Below are 16909 nucleotides of genomic sequence, written 5' to 3' on the forward strand. Positions count from 1 at the left end.
TCCTACGGTAGGGGCGGCCCACGCACGGGCACACGGGTGCCAGCCGGTGGAATCGGATTCGGGATAACCCCCGGCCCGCGGGAGGATGGAGGGGTGAGCGCCCCCGACATCCGCCTGATCGCCGTCGACATGGACGGCACACTGCTGCGCCCCGACGGCTCCATCCCCGAGGGTCTGTGGAGCCTCCTCGACCGAATGCGGGAGCGCGGCGTCGCGTTCGCCCCCGCGAGCGGCCGTCAGCTGGCGACCCTCCAGCGCATGTTCGCCGGAGTGGAGGGCGAGCTCGACTACATCGCGGAGAACGGCGCGTACGTGGTGCGGGGCGACGAGGAGGTGAGCTCCGACGCCGTGGATGCCCGTTTCGCGGCATCCGTCGTCGCGCGCCTGCGCGCCCACGTCGCCGCCGGAACGCTCCGCGCCGGAATCGTCGTCTGCGGCAAGCGGTCGGCCTACATCGAGGAGACCCACCCGGAGTTCCTCGCCGAGGTGCAGAAGTATTACGCGCGCCTCGAGATCGTGGACGACCTCGACGCCGTCGACGACCAGGTGCTCAAGCTCGCGATCTACGACTTCGACGGCGGCGAGGAGCACACCGCCGTCGCCTTCGCCGATCTCCGCGAGACCCATCAGGTCGTCGTCTCGGGGCTGCACTGGGTCGACATCATGAACGCCACGGTGAACAAGGGCGTGGCCCTCCGGAACCTCCAGGCGGCCCTCGGGGTCACCCCCGCCCAGACCGCGGCCTTCGGCGACTACCTCAACGATCTCGAGCTGCTGCAGGCGGCCGACTGGTCCTACGCCATGGCCGACGCGCACCCCGACGTCGCGGCGGTCGCCCGCCACCGCGCGCCCTCGAACGCCGACGCGGGCGTGGTCACCGTCATCGAGGGGCTGCTCGGCGACTGAACCCGCGCGCGTCGGGTAGACCCCCGGCGCCTCCCGCGGGCGTAGCGTGGATGCCATGGTCACGATTCCCACGGTCACTCTGAACGACGGCACCATCTTCCCCCAGCTCGGATTCGGCACCTACAAGCTGACCGGCGACGACGGCATCGCCGCGATCGGCTCGGCGATCGAGAACGGCTACCGGCTTCTCGACTCGGCCCTCAACTACGGCAACGAGAAGGAGGTCGGCGAGGCGGTGCGGCGCAGCGGCATCCGCGACGAGCTGATCGTCACGACGAAGGTGCCCGGCCGCGAGCACGGCTACGAGGAGACGATCCACTCGGCGCACGCGTCGCTCGACCGCCTCGGGCTGGACCGCATCGACCTCTACCTCATCCACTGGCCGAACCCGTCGGTCGATCGCTATGTCGAGACCTTCCGCGCCATGATCGACCTCCGCGAGAAGGGCCTCGTCGGCTCCGTCGGCGTCTCGAACTTCACCGAGGCGATGCTCACCCGCCTCATCGACGAGACCGGTGTCACCCCGGCCGTCAACCAGGTCGAGATGCACCCCTACTTCCCGCAGCAGGCGCTGCGCGCCTTCCACGCGAGCCATGGCATCCGCACCGAGAGCTGGAGCCCGCTCGCGCGCCGCAGCGAGCTGCTCTCGGAGCAGGTCATCGCCGACGTGGCATCCGCGCACGGGGTGACGCCCACGCAGGCGGTGCTGCGCTGGCACACCCAGCTCGGCTCGACGCCCATCCCCAAGTCGGCGACGCCGGAGCGTCAGGTCGAGAACGCCGACATCTTCGGGTTCACGCTGACCGATGACGAGGTGCGGGCGATCTCGGGCCTCGAGCGCGGCCGGCTCTGGGGCGGCGACCCCGACACGCACGAAGAGATGTGACGCGGGCCGCCGGGCGGGCGGGTCGTGTGGCGCCGCCGCCGGCGGTATGCGCGGCCGCGCGGGCGGGCCATCCGACTCGGGCTACTACGGCTGCCCGGGCGGGTCAATCCCCCTGACGGCGGCCGGTGCGGCGCTTACGGTGGCTGCAGACGCGGCCGCGCGGCCGCGAGAAGCGGAGGGCGCGATGAGCGACCAGACTTTCGAGCAGCCGGCGGATGCCCCGGACTCGGACGACACCGAGGTGACCACGGAGCCCGGCGGGCTCGGCGACGACGGCACGATCCCGCCCGACCCTGACGGCGTGGCCGCCGGGCACACCGGCGAGGCCTCTACGTTCGAGCCGGAAGAGGACGAGGCCGCGCCCGCGTGAGCAAGCGGTCGAGGCCGTAATAGACGTAGCCGACACCGATGAGGGCCACGGTGAGGCCGGCGATCCACGCGATGACGCCGCCGACGCCGTTCACCGAGGCATCCATGAACGGGTGCGGCACGGTCGTGCCGCACCCGAAGCGGCCGCCCGCCGAACTGTAGGTGAAGGCGAACGCGAGATACGCGTAGGGGATCGGGCGTCAGCCACTGCCGTGCGGCGAGGCGCGCGAAGCGGAAGCGCAGCTCGTTGCCCACCCGGGTAAGCCCGAAAGAGGGGGCGCGACGGGCGGGGCCGGGTTCGACGAAGTCATGTTGTTAGGATAGCCTCGCCTGGCTCGGCGCGCGCCGCCGGGCATCCCCATCACCGCACCGAAAGATACGTCACGCATGCCTTCGACACGTGCTCGCTCATTCCTGCTCTCCTCCGCCGCGCTCCTGTCCGCGGTGACTCTGGCCGGCTGCGCCGGTTCCGCGACCCCGGCGGCGTCGTCCTCCGAGACCGCCTCGACCTCGGTCACGGTGACCGACAACCACGGCGAGCAGACCGTCGCGGTGCCCCCGCAGCGCGTCGTGGCGACCGACAACCGCACCATCACGGTGCTCGATGACTGGGGCGTCGAGGTCGTCGCCGCGCCGCTCGACATCTTCCCCGCCGACCTCTCGTACAAGGAGGAGGGCTCGAAGACGGTCAACATCGGCAACCACGGCGAGCCGAACCTCGAAGCCGTCGTCGCCGCCGACCCCGACCTGATCGTCAACGGCCAGCGCTTCGCCTCGTACTACGGCGACTTCCAGACCCTCGCGCCCAACGCGACGATCGTCGAGCTCGACCCGCGCGAGGGCGAGGCGTTCGACGCCGAGCTGAAGCGGCAGGTCACCGTGCTCGGCGAGATCTTCGGCAAGCAGAAGGAGGCGGCGAAGCTCGTGGCCGACTTCGAGAAATCGATCGAGCGCGTCACCGCGGCCTACGACAAGAACGACACCGTCATGGCCGTGATCACCTCGGGCGGCGAGATCAACTACGCGGCTCCGTCGACCGGCCGCACGCTCGGCCCGGTGTTCGATGTGCTCGGCCTCACGCCCGCGCTCACCACCGACGGCTCGACCGACCACCAGGGCGACGACATCTCGGTCGAAGCGATCGCCGCCTCGAACCCCGACTGGATCCTCGTGATGGACCGGGATGCCGGGGTCAGCGCGAACACGGACGAGTCCTATACTCCGGCCAACGACCTCATCGGGTCGTCGGAGGCGCTGAAGAACGTCCCCGCCGTCACGAACAAGCACATCGTCTACATGCCGGCGGGCACCTACTTGAACGAGGGCATCGTCACGTACACGACCTTCTTCAACTCGTTCGCCGACGCGCTCGAAAGCTGAGGCGCCGCGTGCAGCGCGCTCGCCAGCGGCTCCTCACGTGGCCGCTGCTGGGCGGGCTCGCCGTCGTCATCGTCCTCGTCGCGGCCTCGCTCATGGTCGGCGTGTACGACGTGTGGGGGGCACCGGACGGTGGAGAGATGTTCCTCATCACCCGCGCGCCCCGCACCGTCGCGCTCGTGCTGGCGGGCGCGGGGATGGCGATGTGCGGGCTCGTCATGCAGATGCTCACCCAGAACCGGTTCGTCGAGCCGACGACCACCGGAACGACCGAGTGGGCGGGGCTCGGCCTGCTGGTCGTCATGCTCCTCTTCCCCGACGCACCGCTCATGGTGCGGATGGTCGGGGCGGTGGCGGCGGCCTTCGTCGGCACCATGATCTTCTTCCTGTTCCTCCGCCGCGTCGTGCTGACGTCGTCGGTGATCGTGCCGATCGTCGGCATGATGCTCGGCGCCATCGTGGGGGCCGTCTCCACCTTCATCGCCCTGTCGACCAACACGCTGCAGAGCATGGCGATCTGGTTCACGGGATCGTTCACCTCGGTGCTGCGCGGCCAGTACGAGCCGCTCTGGATCGTGCTGTTCGTCGTGATCGCGATCTTCATCGCCGCCGACCGCTTCACGATCGCGGGGCTCGGCAAGGAGGTCGCGACCGGCGTGGGCGTCGACTACGACCGGGTCGTGCTCATCGGCACCGGCCTCATCGCGCTCGCGGCGGGCGTCGTCACCGTCGTCGTCGGAAACCTGCCCTTCCTCGGGCTGATCGTCCCCAACGTCGTCTCGCTCATCCGCGGCGACGACCTGCGCTCGAACCTCCCGTGGGTCGCGCTCGGGGGCATCGCGCTCGTCACGGCGTGCGACATCGTCGCGCGCGTCATCAACATGCCCTTCGAGGTGCCGGTCTCCCTCATTCTCGCGATGATCGGGTCGGTCGTGTTCATCCTCCTCCTGCTGAGGCAGCGTCGCCGTGCCTGAGATCCCCGCCGCCCCGCCCATCGCCGCGTCGATGCGCCCCGCCACCTCGCCGCGAAGCGCGCCGCCGCGCCGGACCCTGCCGTTCGCGACCGCCGCGCGCGGGCGCCGGTACGCGATCGTCATGACCGTGCTGGTCGCCCTCGCCGTCGCGGTGGCCGCCGGCATCCTCGCGTGGGAGAACCCGATGCCGCTCGGCAGCGACGGCTTCTGGCGCATCGCCCAGCTGCGCGTGACGAGCCTCATCGTCATCGTCGTGATCGCGTTCTGCCAGGGCATCGCGACGATCGCCTTCCAGACGGTCACCGCCAACCGCATCGTGACGCCCTCGCTCCTCGGCTTCGAGTCGCTCTACACCGCGATCTCGACCGCCGCGATCTTCTTCTTCGGCGTCTCGGGCGCCCTCGCCGTGCAGGGCGTCGGAGCCTATCTCGCGCAGGTCGCGGTGATGCTGCTGTTCTCCGGCATCCTCTACGGCTGGCTCCTGTCGGGGCGGCGCGCGAACGTGCAGATCATGCTGCTCGTCGGGATCATCCTCGGTGGAGCGCTCGCGGCGTTCTCGACCTTCCTGCAGCGCCTGCTGACACCGACCGAGTTCGACCTGCTGACCGCACGTCTCATCGGCTCGGTCGCGAATGCGGATGCCACGTACCTCCCGATCGCGATCCCGCTCGCCGCGATCGCCGTGGTCGCCCTGATGTGGGGCGCCCGGCGGCTCGACGTGCTCGCCCTCGGCCGACCCGTCGCGCTCGGGCTCGGCTCACCGCACCGCCGCGACGCGATCCTCACTCTCCTCGCCGTCTCGGTGCTCATGGCGGTGTCGACCTCGCTCATCGGCCCGATGACGTTCTTCGGCTTCCTCGTCGCGATGCTCACCTATCAGCTCGCCGACACGTACTCCCATCGGCGCATGTTCGCGATGGCGTGGCTCGTCGGATTCGTCGTGCTCGGCGGCGCCTACGTCGTCCTCAAGCACGTGTTCTACGCGGCGGGGTCGGTCGGCATCATCGTCGAGATCGTCGGCGGCACGTTCTTCCTCGTCTTCCTCCTCCGAAAGGGGCGCCTGTGATCTCGCTGACCGGCATCGAGAAGCGCTACAGCACGCACGTCGCGATCGGCCCGATCGACCTCGACCTGCCCGCGGGCGGCATCACCGCCCTCATCGGCCCGAACGGCGCCGGCAAGTCGACGCTGCTCACGATGATCGGCCGACTGCTCGAGGCCGACGCCGGCACGATCTCGATCGCCGGCCACGACGTGGCATCCACCAAGTCTCGGGAGCTCGCGAAGGTCGTCGCGATCCTGCGGCAGGAGAACCACTTCGTCACCCGGCTCACCGTGCGCCAGCTCGTCGGGTTCGGGCGCTACCCGTACTCGCGAGGGCGGTTGACGGTCGACGACGAGGCGATCATCGACCGGTCGATCGACTTCCTGGGCCTCGCCGAGCTCGAAGGCCGCTACCTCGACGAGCTCTCCGGCGGGCAGCGTCAGCGCGCCTACGTCGCGATGGTGCTCGCGCAGGACACCGACTACGTGCTGCTCGACGAGCCGCTGAACAACCTCGACATCCAGCACGCGGTGCAGATGATGCGGCACCTGCACCGGGCGGCCACCGAGCTCGGCCGGACGATCGTCGTGGTGCTGCACGACATCAACTTCGCCGGGCACTACGCCGACCGCGTGTGCGCGATGAAGGACGGCGCCGTCGTCGCGTTCGGCACGCCCGACGAGATCGTGCAGCCGGACGTGCTCACCGAGATCTTCGACACCCCGGTGGAAGTGATCGAGGGGCCGCGCGGCCCGCTCGCCGTCTATTACTGAGCGGGCGCGTCAGAGCTGCGCGCCGTCGTCCCACGGGTCGTGCAGACCGGGGTTCCGGCCCCGCCACGACTCGTAGGCGATGAGCCACCCGATCGACAGCAGCACGGCGAGCGCGAGGCCGAGCCAGCTGCTGCCGAACACCTGCCCGAACACGACGCCGAGCACGAGCAGGGCGATGCTGCCGAACAGCCACCCCCAGCGTCCGCGGGGCCAGCCGGTCTTCTCGGAGTCGGAGAGGCTCATGCGCTCAGCGTAGACGCCCGCGGGGCACCGTCACCTGCCGCGGTGGTCTTCGGGGGCGAGCCGGGGGCCGCGGCGCGGCTCGAAGGCGCCGCTCAGCATGATGAGTCGGATGACCCGCTGCCGGTGGCCGCGCCACGGCTCGAGCAGCTCGACCATCCCGTCGTCATCGACGCGGTGACCGGTGAGGGCGTAGCCCACCTGGTGGGCGAGGTGGTAGTCGCCCACGCTCACGGCATCCGCGTCGCCGTAGGCGCGGATGCGCGTCTCGGCGCTCGTCCAGAGGCCGACGCCCGGCAGGCTCGTGAGCACGCGGTCGCGGTCGGCGCCCGATGCCGCCGCGTCGGCCGCGCGTTCGATCGACGGGCGCCGACGGGCGGCGGCGACGACGGTGCGCGACTGCGGCGGCTCGAGCCCGGCGCGGTGCCACGTCCAGCTGGGGATCAGGTGCCAGTCGGCCGGCGGCGCGAACATGGGTCGCGGGGTGGGGCCGGGGGCGCGCTCGCCGCACCAGGTGAGGATCATCCGCCACGCGCCGAATGCCTGCAGCCCGGTCACCTTCTGCTCGAAGATCGCGCTGACGAGGGCGTCGAAGAGGAGGTCGGTGCGGCCGATGCGCAGCTGCGGATGCCGGTGGTGCACGCTCGCGACGAGCGGATGGCCGCCCGTGTCGAAGTCGCTCGGGTCGTCGCCGTCGCCGCACAGGCGCGGCACCTGGTCGAGCGCCCAGGCGGCACCGGGTCCCCACGCCGCGGCGCGCACGCGCGTGCGCTCGACGCGCAGGGCGAGCGTCGCGACGCCCTCCGGCGTGCGGCTCACCCGCCAGATCACCCCCTGATGCTCGGTGTGGGCCGGGTCGTGCGCTCCGCGCTGGTGCGCCGCCAGCGCCCGGCGCACGTCGATCGGCACGCGCGGGCGGAACTCGGTCTCGCAGGGCGGGCCGGCGGGCGGGCGGGGGTCGTGGGCCGCCGCGGGGCGAGGGACGCGCGCAGAAGCGTGCGCCTGAGGCATCCACTCCCGCGTCGTCATGCCGTCACCCTACGTCACGACCTCCGACACCCGGGCACGGGCTGTGGCTCGCGCCCGCCGGGGCCCCTGCGGCGGCCGGTGGTCACCATTCGTCGGATCGGTGGTGCTGGTGGAGCCTGCCGGGTCGCGTTGGTCTACTCCTGCCCCACCGGTCCGGCGGGTGAGGAGGTGCCGCCGGCTGCGCGGTCAGAAACGGTCGGTCGCGGCGGCTGCCTCGTCGCCGGCGGGGAGCGGGGGCCCCCGGCGGCAGGTGGTCACCATTCGTCGGACCGGTGGTGCTGGTGGAGCCTGCCGGGTGGCGTTGGTTTACTCCTGCCCCACCGATCCGGCGGGTGAGGAGGTGCCGCCGGCTGCGCGGTCAGAAACGGTCGGGCGAGGGCGTGCCGTGGCCGAAGCGGATGACGACGTCGGCGTGCCGGTCGAAGCGGTACCCGATGCCGCGCACCGTGCGCACGATGTCCTCGTAGCGGCCGAGCTTGGCGCGCAGGCGCCGCACGTGCACGTCGATCGTGCGCTCGCCGGGCACCTCGTCGCCGTCGGCGTAGCTCCACAGCGACGACACCAGTTCGGTGCGCTCGATCGTGCGGCCCTCGCGCAGCACGAGGTACTGCAGCAGCTCGAACTCCTTGAAGGTGAGCGACGACGGCTCGCTGTCGATGTGCACGCGCCGACGCGAGATATCGATCGTGACGCCGCCGGGCACGTGGTCGTCGTCGGGGGTGTCGGCCTTGGTGCGGGCGACGGCGCTCGGCTCGTGCAGCGCGAGGCGGACGACGTCGACGTCGCGCCCGCCGGCGTGGGCGGGGGCGAGCGCGACGGTGGCGTAGCTCTCGGCCTGCGGGGCGAGCTCGGCGAGCGTCTGGCGGAGCGCCGTGACGATCGTCGCGAGCGAGACGCCGTCGGTGGCAGCCTTCAGCTCGTCGAGGCCGACGTAGAGGGCGAAGCCACGCGGGGCGGTGCCGGCGGGCACGCCGGGGGCCGCCGTCGTGGTGGCCTCGGGCGCCGGAGCGGGCGGCGCGAGGCGGGCCGGCGCGGGGGCGTCGACGAGAGCGTGCAGGTGGCGGGACGGGGCTGTCGGAGCGGGGGCGAGCAGAGCGGTGTTCGACACGAGATGGTCCTTTGGGGCGGAACCCGGGCGGTGCGCCAAGAGAACGGGTTCGGGCGTGTGCTGCAGAGTCGGCGCTGCTCCCGAGGGGGAGGGCCGGTGTGCGAGGCATCCGTCATCCGCATTGTGTGCGGAACGCGTCGGTGACTCGGGGGTCGGCGCTCCTGATCTTCTGGATGAGACGTCAGAAGCGGAGGGCGGACCCGGCGGGGATGACCGTCAGATACACATTCGGCAACACATGGCAACGCGCGGCATCATGATGCCGGCAGTTCCGTTCGCCTCCCGGGCGGACAGAGTGCGTGCGTTGTCAGTCATGGGGCGATTATGACGAACCGAGTCACGATGTGTCAAACCGCACGGATGCCGCGCCGTGAAGATGACGCAATGTGACAGATCGCTCAGCCGCCCGCGCCGCGGTGCGTGGCGGGCCGGATTGTCAGGGACCGGGCGTAGCGTGGAGGGATGACCGCGTTCCGTTTCGCGAATGAGAAGGATGCCTCGCGCTACACCCTGCACAAGGGCTCCGACCTCGTCAGTGTGCTCGACTACCGCGACGACGGGCGCACGATCGCCCTCACCCGCGCCTACACGATCCCGACCTTCCGGGGCCACGGGTACGCGGGCCAGGTCGTCGCCCGCGCCGTCGCCGAGATCGAGGAGCGCGGCGACCGCGTCGTGAGCCCCGTGTGCTGGTACGTCGCAGACTGGTTCGAGGCGAACCCCGGCCACGACGAGCTGCTGGCGCCGCGCCGAGCGAGCTGAGAGCTACCCTCGCCCCGACCGCCCGTCAAGCCCCTGCCCGACGGCCGTATCCGCCCGCACACTGAAGGCGCGGCGGGCGACCACGTCGTCGCGGAAGGGGCACGACATGGCGCACGACGAGCACACGGATGGGGACCGGACGGGAGACCCCGGACGAGGCCGGAACGACGATCTACCGGAGGGCGTGATCGACGCCGCACCGGCGACCGGCTGGGAGAGCGCCGAGGTCGCCGACGGCGAGACGAGCGAGCGCTCGGATGCCGAGGCCGTCGAGGCGGCGCTGCCCGAGGACGCCGCAGCGGAGGAGCGCGCATGAGCGAGGAGACCCAGGACGAGCCGGTCCTCGATCAGCACGAGACCACCGAACAGGAGCGCCTGGACGGCGTGATCGCGCAACTGCGCGCCGACGTCGCCGGTGAGGATGCGGCGGTCGTGGAGACCGCCGTGCGGCGGCGGCTCGACGACACGGGCATCTCGGCGGAGGAAGAGCTCATCGCGCGACTGGTCGCGGAGCTCGCGGGCTGAGCCGCGCTCACCCCTCGAGCCGCGCCCGTCGGCGGGGCCGAACGCGGGCGTCGCGCCGGGCGGCGCCCGCATGATCAGGTCTCGGCGAGCCACCGGCGGATCTCCGCCGCGGTGGGCCCGGCCGTGCGGATCAGCGTCTCGTGGTGGTGCCCCTCGATCACGAACGGCGTGGCGTCGGGAATCCCAGCGACGACCTCGTCGAACCATGCCTGTGGGACGACGACGTCGAGCTCGCCGCGGACGACGAGCGTCGGCGCCGTGATCTTCGGGTAGGCGTCCTCGGGGCGGTGCACGAGCATCGCCTGCATCTTGCGTCCGAGGTTGGGCCCCGCGTGGAGGTACTCGCGGGCGCCGAGCAGGAGCACCTTGCCGCTCTCGCTGAGGAGGTCGCGGCCGAGTCGCCAGAGCTGCACCAGCGCGCGGCGGTGCCGGCGGTCGACGGTGGGCGCGACGAGAACCAGCCGGTCGACGAGGTCGGGATGGCGCACCGCGACCTCGGTGACGACCTGCGTGCCCATCGAGTGTCCGAGGAGCAACGCCGGGCCGCGACCCAGGTGCCGGAGGTAGGCGGCGACGAGATCGGCGAGGCGCTCGATCGTGGGAGTGCGCGGCGGCTCGGGCGCATCGCCGTAGCCGGGCAGGTCGACGGCGACGACGACGGCGCCCTCCTCGACGCGCTGCACGAGGTCGGCGAACACCTTCCGACCCATGCCGATCCCGTGGACGAGCAGAACGGTGCGGGGCGCGGGCGCCTCGCCCCGGCGCTCGGCGATCAGCGTCGAGCCGTCGTACGTGAACTCCTCGATCTCGCCGTCGTCGGGCCGCACGCCGGTCGCCTCGTCGATCGCGCGGTCGACCTTCTCGGCGACCTCCGCCGAGGCATCCTTCACCGCCTCGGTCACCGTCTCGGCCGCGGATTCTGCGGTCGTCTGCGCGGAGTTGTCGTCGGATGCCACGCACCGAGGCTACCCGGCCGCGGAAGCGGCCCCGACCCGAGCCCGGTGCGACAGGCATAGCCTGATCCTGATGACCTCTCCCGCCACCTCCAGCATCCCGCTCGATCACGGCCAGCGCTGGCGCGCGTTCTGGGTGTGCGTCTCGGTCGCCGCCCTCACGATCCTCGACCTCAGCAAGGTCAACGTGGCGCTCCCGTCGATCGAGGCGGCGTTCGGCGCGGCATCCACCCAGCTGCAGATCGTGGTGTCGGGGTACGTGCTGATGTTCGGGCTCGCGCTCGTGCCGTTCGGGCGGCTCGGCGACCAGCGTTCGCGGCGGCAGCTGTTCATCATCGGCCTGAGCCTGTTCACGATCACCTCGATCGTGTGTGCGCTCGCGCCGACGATCGAGATCCTGATCGCCGGCCGGCTGCTGCAGGGTCTCGCCGCCGGCATCCAGATGCCGCAGGTCATCGGCACGATCCAGCAGATCTTCACGGGCAAGGAGCGCGGCCGCGCGTTCGGCCTGTTCGGGGCGACGATCGGCATCGCGACGGCGTTCGGCCCGACGCTCGGCGGGCTCATGATCGCCCTCGGCGGCGCGCAGGACGGCTGGCGCTGGATCTTCTGGATGAACGTGCCGCTGTGTCTCGCGGTGCTCGCCGGCGTCGTCTTCCTGCTGCCCCGCACCCGCACGCCCACGCCCGGGAGGCTGCAGCTCGATCCGATCGGCCTCGTGCTGTTCGGCGTCATGATCGTGACCCTCATGTGGCCGTTCCTGTTCACGACGGGCTCGCCCGACGACGACCCGCGGCGGTGGTGGTCGCTGGTCGTGTTCGTCGTGTTCGCCGCGGCGTTCGTCTGGTGGGAACGGCGGTACGCCGCATCCGGCAAGGCGCCGCTCATCCCGTTCGCGCTCTTCACGATCGCGTCGTACCGCAACGGCACGCTGATCGTGACGACGTATTTCACCGCGATCCCGGCACTCTTCCTGCTGACCACGCTGTTCCTGCAGCTGGGGGTGGGCCTCGAGCCCGTGTTCGCGGGCATGGTGTCGATCGGCTTCGCGCTCGCGAGCGCCGTCAGTGCCTGGTACGGCGGCAACCTCGTCGGCCGCCTCGGACGGCCGCTGGTGGTCTGGGGCCTCGGCATCGTGCTGGTCTCGGTGGTCGTGCTGACGGTCGTCGCGTACACGGTGCCGGCCGGCGTGGTCGCCTATGCGATGGCCGGCGTGATGTTCGTCGCGGGCATCGGGGCGGGCCTCGTCGTCGCGCCGAACCAGACGCTGACCCTCGCCGAGATCCCCACCCGCTCGGGCGGCCTCGCGGGCTCCGTCGGCCAGCTCGGCCAGCGGATCGGGACGGCGGTCGGGACGGCCGTCGCCCTGTCGCTGTTCTACGCCGCGATCTACCGCGACAAGGATGCCGGGCGCGCGGGCCTCGACGTCTACCACGACGCCTATGCCTTCGGCATGATCTCGGTTGCGCTGTTCGTCGCGCTGGCGTTCCTCCTCGGCGTGATCGACCTCGCCTCGCGACGGCGCGCCCGCGGGCGCTGAAGGCGGGGTTCGCGCGGCGGGGGTTTTACGCGGCGGGGGTTTTACGCGGCGGGGCGGCCGGGCGATGTCGGGGGCCCGACCTACCGTGGAAGCATGCGCATCCTGCACACCTCCGACTGGCACATCGGGCGGACCTTCCACGGTCACTCCACGCTCGAGGCGCTGCGCGGCGTGCTCGAGTCGCTGACCGCGCAGGTGCGCGAGCACGACGTCGACGTCGTGATCGTCGCCGGCGACGTGTTCGACTCGGGCACGCCCGCGGCGGCCTGCTATTCGCTGCTGTCCGACACCCTCCGCGCGCTCGCCGGCACCGGCGCCGAGGTCATCGTCACGAGCGGCAACCACGACTCCGCGGCCCGGCTGGGGTTTCAGTCGGGACTCTTGCGCGACGGCATCCACGTGCTCACCGATCCCACCGCCGTCGGCACGCCGATCACCGTGACCGATGCGCACGGACCGGTGCACATCTACGGCATCCCGTTCCTCGAGCCCGCGCTGCTGCGCCACGTCTGGCCCGGCGTGACGTCGCAGGCGGGGGTGCTCGGTCACGCGATGGATCTCGTGCGCGCCGACCTGGCGGCGCGTGCGGGCCTCGCCGACCCGGCCGGGCCGATGCGGTCGGTCGCGATCGCGCACTGCTTCGCGGCGGGGGTCGCGCCGACGCCGCATCTGGAGCGCGACATCCAGCAGGGCGGCCTCGACGTCGTTCCGCTCGAGACCTTCGCCGGAGTCGACTACATGGCCCTCGGGCACATCCACGGGCGCCAGCAGCTCTCGCCGCACATCCGGTACGCGGGCGCGCCGCTGCACTACGCGTTCGGCGAGGGTGACAAGCCGCGCGGGTCCTGGCTCGTCGAGCTGGATGCCGCGGGCTTCGCCGGTGCGCAGTGGCTCGACCTGCCCGTGCCGCGCCGCGTCGTGACGTTCCGCGCGCCGTTCGACGACCTGCTGACGGATGCCGCGCACGCGGGCGCAGAGGATGCCTGGGTGTGCGCCGAGTACACCGACGCCCTGCCGCAGGCCGACGCGATGCGCCGCCTTCAGGAGCGCTTCCCGTTCTGCATGAAGGTCGTGCACGCCCCGGGCGTCGTGCGCGAGGGCGACGGGCGCACCTACGCGCAGCGCGTGCGCGCCGCGCGCACCGATGCGGAGCTCGTCGAGGCGTTCCTCGGCCACGTGCGACCAGGAGAGGGCGTGAGCGAGCACGAGGCCGACATCCTGCGCGACGTGCTCGACGAGCGGGTGCGCGCGGAGGCGGTCGCGTGAGACTGCACACGCTCGAGCTCACCGGGTTCGGCCCATTCCGCGAGACTCAGCGCGTCGATTTCGACGCCTTCGGCGACGACGGAGTGTTCCTCATCTCGGGGCGCACCGGCGCCGGCAAGTCGAGCATCCTCGACGGGGTCAGCTTCGCGCTGTACGGCACGGTGCCGCGCTACGACGGCGGTGAGAAGCGGCTGCGCAGCGACCACAGCGCGCTCACCGACCCGACCGAGGTGAGGCTCGAGTTCACGATCGGCGACACGCGGTGGCGCGTGACCCGGTCGCCCGAGTACGACCGGCCGGCCAAGCGCGGTGGCGGGCTCACCACCGAGATCGCGCGCGCCGTGCTCGAAGAGCAGGTCGACGGGGTGTGGGTCGGGCGCGCCGCGAAGCCACGCGATGTCGGCGTCGCCCTCGGCGAGATGCTCGGGCTCGGGGCGCAGCAGTTCCAGCAGGTGATCCTGCTCGCGCAGAACAAGTTCTCGCGGTTCCTCCTGGCGCCCGGCGACGAGCGGCAGACGCTGCTGCGCGCCCTCTTCGGCACCCGCCGGTTCGAGCAGTACCGCGACGACCTCGAGCAGCGCCGCCGCGAGGCGCAGAAGACCCTCGCCGGCGCCACGACGCAGACCGAGACGCTCCTCGACCTCGCCGAGCGGATGGTCGAGGAGCAGACGCGGAATGCGGCCGGCGGGGGTGAGGTTCCGGGAGCGGCGGTTGGGCGTGCGTTGGGCGGCGCCGAGGTGGGTGCTGGTGATGGTGGTGGAAGGGGTGCGGACTCTGGTGCCGAGGCTGACGTGGACTCTGGCTCCGACGTTGTAAGCGGGGCGGACTCTGGTGCCTATGGCGGCAGCGTGGACCCGGGTGCGGGCGATCTGTCGGCGCGCCGCGCGGCGCTGATCGTCGCGGTCAGCCGCGCCGACTACCGCATCGAGCAGGCCGCCGCCGTGCTCGCGAACGCCGAGGGGGCGCACCGCGACGCTCTCGCCGAGCACGGCGCGCTCGTCGAGCGCGACAAGCAGGGGCGTGAGCGCGCGGCCGTGCGCACGCGGCTCGCCGAGCTCGAGGCACGAGCGCCCGAGCGCGCCGTCGAGCGTGAGCGCCTCGAGCGCGCCCGCGCCGCCGAGGCGCTGCGTGCGCCCATCGACGCCGTCGAGCGCGCCGACACGCAGCGTCGTGCGGCCGAGGACGCGGCAGCTGGCGCGCTGGCGGAGTGGACGGCGTCGGGCGGCGAGGCATCCATCGACATCGCCGCTCGGATCGACGAACTCACCGCCGAGCTCGCGCGGTGGGAGGATGCGGGGGCGCTCGAGCGCGCGCAGGTGCCGCTGCTCGCCCGGCGCGACGCCGCCGCGGCCGCCGTGGCCGATGCCGACGTGGCGCTTGCGCAGCTCGACGCGCAGCTCGCGCTCATTCCCGCCCAGGCCCGTGACCTCGACGATGCGATCGCTGAGGCGCGCGCCGGCGCCGCCCGACAGGGCGACCTGCGCGTCCGCCGCGACGAGCTCGCCGTGCAGCACGCTGCGGCGGGCGAGGCTGCCGCGCTCGCCGAGCGCAGCGCCGCCGCCGAACAGGAACACCACGCCGCGAGCATCGCCGCCGCCGCCGCGGCCGGCGCCGTCACCGAGCTGCTGCAGCGCCGCCTTGCGGGGCACGCGGGGGAGCTCGCCGCTGCGCTCGTCGACGGCGAGCCCTGTGCCGTCTGCGGCGCGACCGCGCACCCCGCGCCCGCCACCGGGTCCGCCGAACCGGTCACCGACGAGGATCTCAGCGCGGCCGAACAGGAGCGGGAGCGCGCGGGAGCCAGCGCCGTCGCCGCCGCCGACGCAGCGCGCGCCCTGCGGGATCAGCTCGCCGCCGCCCGTGCCCGGGCGGGCGGAAACGACCTTCCCTCGCTCGTCGACGCCCTGGCATCCGCGGAGTCCGACCTCAACGCCGCCGACGCCGCGGTGCGCGACCTCGAGCAGTTGATCGCGAAGCGCGCCGAGCTCGACGAGCTCACCGCCGCGGCGCAGCGCGAGCGGGCAGCACGCGCCGACCAGCGCGGAGCCGACCGTGAGGAGCACGCCGCGGCGGCCGCCGAGGCGACACGCGCGGAGACAGTGATCGCCGCCGCACGCGGCGATCACGCCAGCGTCGCCGCTCGGATCGAGGCCGGCGCCGCCGAGCGGGTGCGCGCGGAGCGCCTCGCCGACTCCCGCGCCGCACTCGCGGAGCGCCGGCGCGCCGAAGAGACGGCGCGAGCCGACTGCGACGCACGACTCGCGGGCAGCGGGTTCCCGACGATAGACGCGGCGCGGGCCGCGCTGCTGCCCGCCGCGGACGTCACCGATCTCGAGGAGCGGCTGGCCCGCGATGCCGCCGATCTCACCGCCACCCGCGCACGGCTGCTCGACCTCGAGCTCTCCGCGACCGGTGATGACGTCACCGCCGAGGCGCTCGCCGACTCGGCGGCGCGGCTCGCGAGTGCCGACACCGCGCGGAGCGCTGCGATCGCGGCCCTGCGCGGGGCGGAACTGGCCGCAGACGCGCTCCGCGACCTGTCGGAGCAGGTGGACGAGGCCGCCGCGCAGGTCGAGGAGATCGCCGATCGGGCGAGCGCTGTCACGCGCCTGGCCGACACCGTCGCCGGGCGCGCGCCGAACACGCTGAAGATGGACCTCGAGACCTTCGTGCTCGCGGCGGAACTGGAAGAGATCGTGGCGGCGGCCAACGTGCGGCTGACGGAGATGTCGTCGGGCCGCTACACGCTGCACCACTCCGACGCGCGGGCCGCGCGCGGGCGCGCGTCGGGGCTCGGCATCGAGGTGCTCGACGCGCACACCGGACGGCTCCGCAGCCCGCAATCGCTGTCCGGCGGCGAGACATTTCTCGCCTCGCTCGCTCTCGCCCTGGGGCTCGGCGAGGTCGTGACCTCACGCGCCGGTGGCATCCGGCTCGACACGCTCTTCGTCGACGAGGGGTTCGGGTCGCTCGACCCGGAGACCCTCGAGCTCGCGATGCGCACCCTCGACGAGCTGCGGGCGGGCGGGCGCACGGTCGGCGTCATCAGCCACGTCGAGGCGATGAAGGAGCAGCTGCCCGCGCAACTCGTCGTCGAGGCGACCCCGCAGGGCCCGAGCATCATCCGCCAGGCCGTCGCCGCCGACGCCTGAGCCCGGC

At 72.3% G+C, this 16909-nt stretch carries 18 protein-coding genes; 14 read left to right on the forward strand and 4 right to left on the reverse strand.

Annotated features, from left to right (window positions below; translation table 11 throughout):
- The first annotated feature begins 93 nt into the window (after positions 1-93).
- From LOK55_RS12750 to LOK55_RS12780, 8 genes are all read left to right on the forward strand, one after another.
- Complete coding sequence (locus tag LOK55_RS12750) at positions 94-906, forward strand: Cof-type HAD-IIB family hydrolase (RefSeq protein ID WP_196324263.1); 813 nt, start codon at positions 94-96, stop codon at positions 904-906.
- A 55-nt stretch (positions 907-961) separates the two neighbouring features.
- Complete coding sequence (locus tag LOK55_RS12755; RefSeq protein ID WP_229935661.1) at positions 962-1792, forward strand: aldo/keto reductase; 831 nt, start codon at positions 962-964, stop codon at positions 1790-1792.
- Between the two features lie 184 nt (positions 1793-1976).
- The gene (locus LOK55_RS12760) at positions 1977-2162 is read left to right on the forward strand and encodes a hypothetical protein (protein WP_141380166.1); all 186 of its coding nucleotides are present in this window, start codon (positions 1977-1979) and stop codon (positions 2160-2162) included.
- 38 nt (positions 2163-2200) lie between these two features.
- Positions 2201-2323 (forward strand): hypothetical protein, encoded by a 123-nt coding sequence (locus tag LOK55_RS14150; RefSeq protein WP_268252585.1) that lies wholly within the window; start codon positions 2201-2203, stop codon positions 2321-2323.
- Positions 2324-2548: 225 nt separating this feature from the next.
- The gene (locus LOK55_RS12765) at positions 2549-3541 is read left to right on the forward strand and encodes a siderophore ABC transporter substrate-binding protein (RefSeq protein WP_229935662.1); all 993 of its coding nucleotides are present in this window, start codon (positions 2549-2551) and stop codon (positions 3539-3541) included.
- Positions 3542-3549: 8 nt separating this feature from the next.
- A complete protein-coding gene (locus LOK55_RS12770) occupies positions 3550-4512 on the forward strand; it encodes an ABC transporter permease (RefSeq protein ID WP_229935663.1) in 963 nt (320 codons plus the stop codon).
- A 31-nt stretch (positions 4513-4543) separates the two neighbouring features.
- Positions 4544-5578, forward strand: a complete 1035-nt coding sequence (locus LOK55_RS12775) for an iron chelate uptake ABC transporter family permease subunit (protein WP_268252592.1) — start codon at positions 4544-4546, stop codon at positions 5576-5578.
- Complete coding sequence (locus LOK55_RS12780) at positions 5575-6330, forward strand: ABC transporter ATP-binding protein (protein WP_196324266.1); 756 nt, start codon at positions 5575-5577, stop codon at positions 6328-6330. The genes LOK55_RS12775 and LOK55_RS12780 overlap by 4 nt, the downstream gene beginning before the upstream one ends.
- 9 nt (positions 6331-6339) lie before the next feature.
- On the opposite strand, the gene LOK55_RS12785 is transcribed toward LOK55_RS12780, so the two are convergent.
- From LOK55_RS12785 to LOK55_RS12795, 3 genes are all read right to left on the reverse strand, one after another.
- Positions 6340-6573 carry a hypothetical protein gene (locus LOK55_RS12785; RefSeq protein WP_229935665.1) on the reverse strand — a complete coding sequence of 78 codons (234 nt, stop codon included), beginning with the start codon at positions 6571-6573 and terminating at the stop codon, positions 6340-6342.
- 30 nt (positions 6574-6603) lie between these two features.
- Positions 6604-7599, reverse strand: coding sequence for a DNA-3-methyladenine glycosylase (locus tag LOK55_RS12790; protein ID WP_229935666.1), 996 nt, complete (start codon positions 7597-7599; stop codon positions 6604-6606).
- Between the two features lie 358 nt (positions 7600-7957).
- On the reverse strand, positions 7958-8707 hold the full coding sequence (locus LOK55_RS12795; protein ID WP_229935667.1) for a winged helix-turn-helix domain-containing protein: 750 nt from the start codon (positions 8705-8707) through the stop codon (positions 7958-7960).
- Positions 8708-9169: 462 nt separating this feature from the next.
- Between LOK55_RS12795 and LOK55_RS12800 the strand changes: the two genes are divergently transcribed.
- The 3 genes from LOK55_RS12800 (at position 9170) to LOK55_RS12810 (ending at position 9994) form a co-directional block, all read left to right on the forward strand.
- On the forward strand, positions 9170-9469 hold the full coding sequence (locus LOK55_RS12800; protein WP_141380159.1) for a GNAT family N-acetyltransferase: 300 nt from the start codon (positions 9170-9172) through the stop codon (positions 9467-9469).
- Positions 9470-9575: 106 nt separating this feature from the next.
- Positions 9576-9785 carry a hypothetical protein gene (locus tag LOK55_RS12805; protein WP_229935668.1) on the forward strand — a complete coding sequence of 70 codons (210 nt, stop codon included), beginning with the start codon at positions 9576-9578 and terminating at the stop codon, positions 9783-9785.
- Positions 9782-9994 (forward strand): hypothetical protein, encoded by a 213-nt coding sequence (locus LOK55_RS12810; RefSeq protein WP_229935669.1) that lies wholly within the window; start codon positions 9782-9784, stop codon positions 9992-9994. Before LOK55_RS12805 ends, LOK55_RS12810 begins: the two co-directional genes overlap by 4 nt.
- A 74-nt stretch (positions 9995-10068) precedes the next feature.
- Here LOK55_RS12810 and LOK55_RS12815 read toward each other — a convergent pair whose 3' ends face one another.
- The gene (locus tag LOK55_RS12815) at positions 10069-10950 is read right to left on the reverse strand and encodes an alpha/beta fold hydrolase (protein ID WP_229935670.1); all 882 of its coding nucleotides are present in this window, start codon (positions 10948-10950) and stop codon (positions 10069-10071) included.
- Between the two features lie 70 nt (positions 10951-11020).
- Between LOK55_RS12815 and LOK55_RS12820 the strand changes: the two genes are divergently transcribed.
- The 3 genes from LOK55_RS12820 (at position 11021) to LOK55_RS12830 (ending at position 16902) form a co-directional block, all read left to right on the forward strand.
- Entirely contained in the window at positions 11021-12487 is a 1467-nt protein-coding gene (locus LOK55_RS12820; protein WP_229935671.1) for an MFS transporter, read from the forward strand.
- Between the two features lie 93 nt (positions 12488-12580).
- Positions 12581-13753, forward strand: coding sequence for an exonuclease SbcCD subunit D (locus LOK55_RS12825; protein WP_229935672.1), 1173 nt, complete (start codon positions 12581-12583; stop codon positions 13751-13753).
- Entirely contained in the window at positions 13750-16902 is a 3153-nt protein-coding gene (locus LOK55_RS12830; RefSeq protein ID WP_229935673.1) for an AAA family ATPase, read from the forward strand. The genes LOK55_RS12825 and LOK55_RS12830 overlap by 4 nt, the downstream gene beginning before the upstream one ends.
- Positions 16903-16909 lie beyond the last annotated feature (7 nt).

It is taken from the genome of Microbacterium sp. F2E (genome assembly GCF_020905435.1).
Taxonomy (GTDB): Bacteria; Actinomycetota; Actinomycetes; order Actinomycetales; family Microbacteriaceae; genus Microbacterium; species Microbacterium lacticum.

Excerpts from the sequence above, each read along its gene's own strand:
- LOK55_RS12785 (WP_229935665.1), bottom strand. The coding sequence starts at position 6,573 with ATGAGCCTCTCCGACTCCGAGAAGACCGGCTGGCCCCGCGGACGCTGG.
- LOK55_RS12760 (WP_141380166.1), top strand. The coding sequence starts at position 1,977 with ATGAGCGACCAGACTTTCGAGCAGCCGGCGGATGCCCCGGACTCGGAC.
- LOK55_RS12810 (WP_229935669.1), top strand. The coding sequence starts at position 9,782 with ATGAGCGAGGAGACCCAGGACGAGCCGGTCCTCGATCAGCACGAGACC.
- LOK55_RS12800 (WP_141380159.1), top strand. The coding sequence starts at position 9,170 with ATGACCGCGTTCCGTTTCGCGAATGAGAAGGATGCCTCGCGCTACACC.
- LOK55_RS12790 (WP_229935666.1), bottom strand. The coding sequence starts at position 7,599 with ATGACGACGCGGGAGTGGATGCCTCAGGCGCACGCTTCTGCGCGCGTC.
- LOK55_RS14150 (WP_268252585.1), top strand. The coding sequence starts at position 2,201 with ATGAGGGCCACGGTGAGGCCGGCGATCCACGCGATGACGCCGCCGACG.
- LOK55_RS12820 (WP_229935671.1), top strand. The coding sequence starts at position 11,021 with ATGACCTCTCCCGCCACCTCCAGCATCCCGCTCGATCACGGCCAGCGC.
- LOK55_RS12805 (WP_229935668.1), top strand. The coding sequence starts at position 9,576 with ATGGCGCACGACGAGCACACGGATGGGGACCGGACGGGAGACCCCGGA.
- LOK55_RS12755 (WP_229935661.1), top strand. The coding sequence starts at position 962 with ATGGTCACGATTCCCACGGTCACTCTGAACGACGGCACCATCTTCCCC.
- LOK55_RS12825 (WP_229935672.1), top strand. The coding sequence starts at position 12,581 with ATGCGCATCCTGCACACCTCCGACTGGCACATCGGGCGGACCTTCCAC.
- LOK55_RS12775 (WP_268252592.1), top strand. The coding sequence starts at position 4,544 with ATGCGCCCCGCCACCTCGCCGCGAAGCGCGCCGCCGCGCCGGACCCTG.
- LOK55_RS12765 (WP_229935662.1), top strand. The coding sequence starts at position 2,549 with ATGCCTTCGACACGTGCTCGCTCATTCCTGCTCTCCTCCGCCGCGCTC.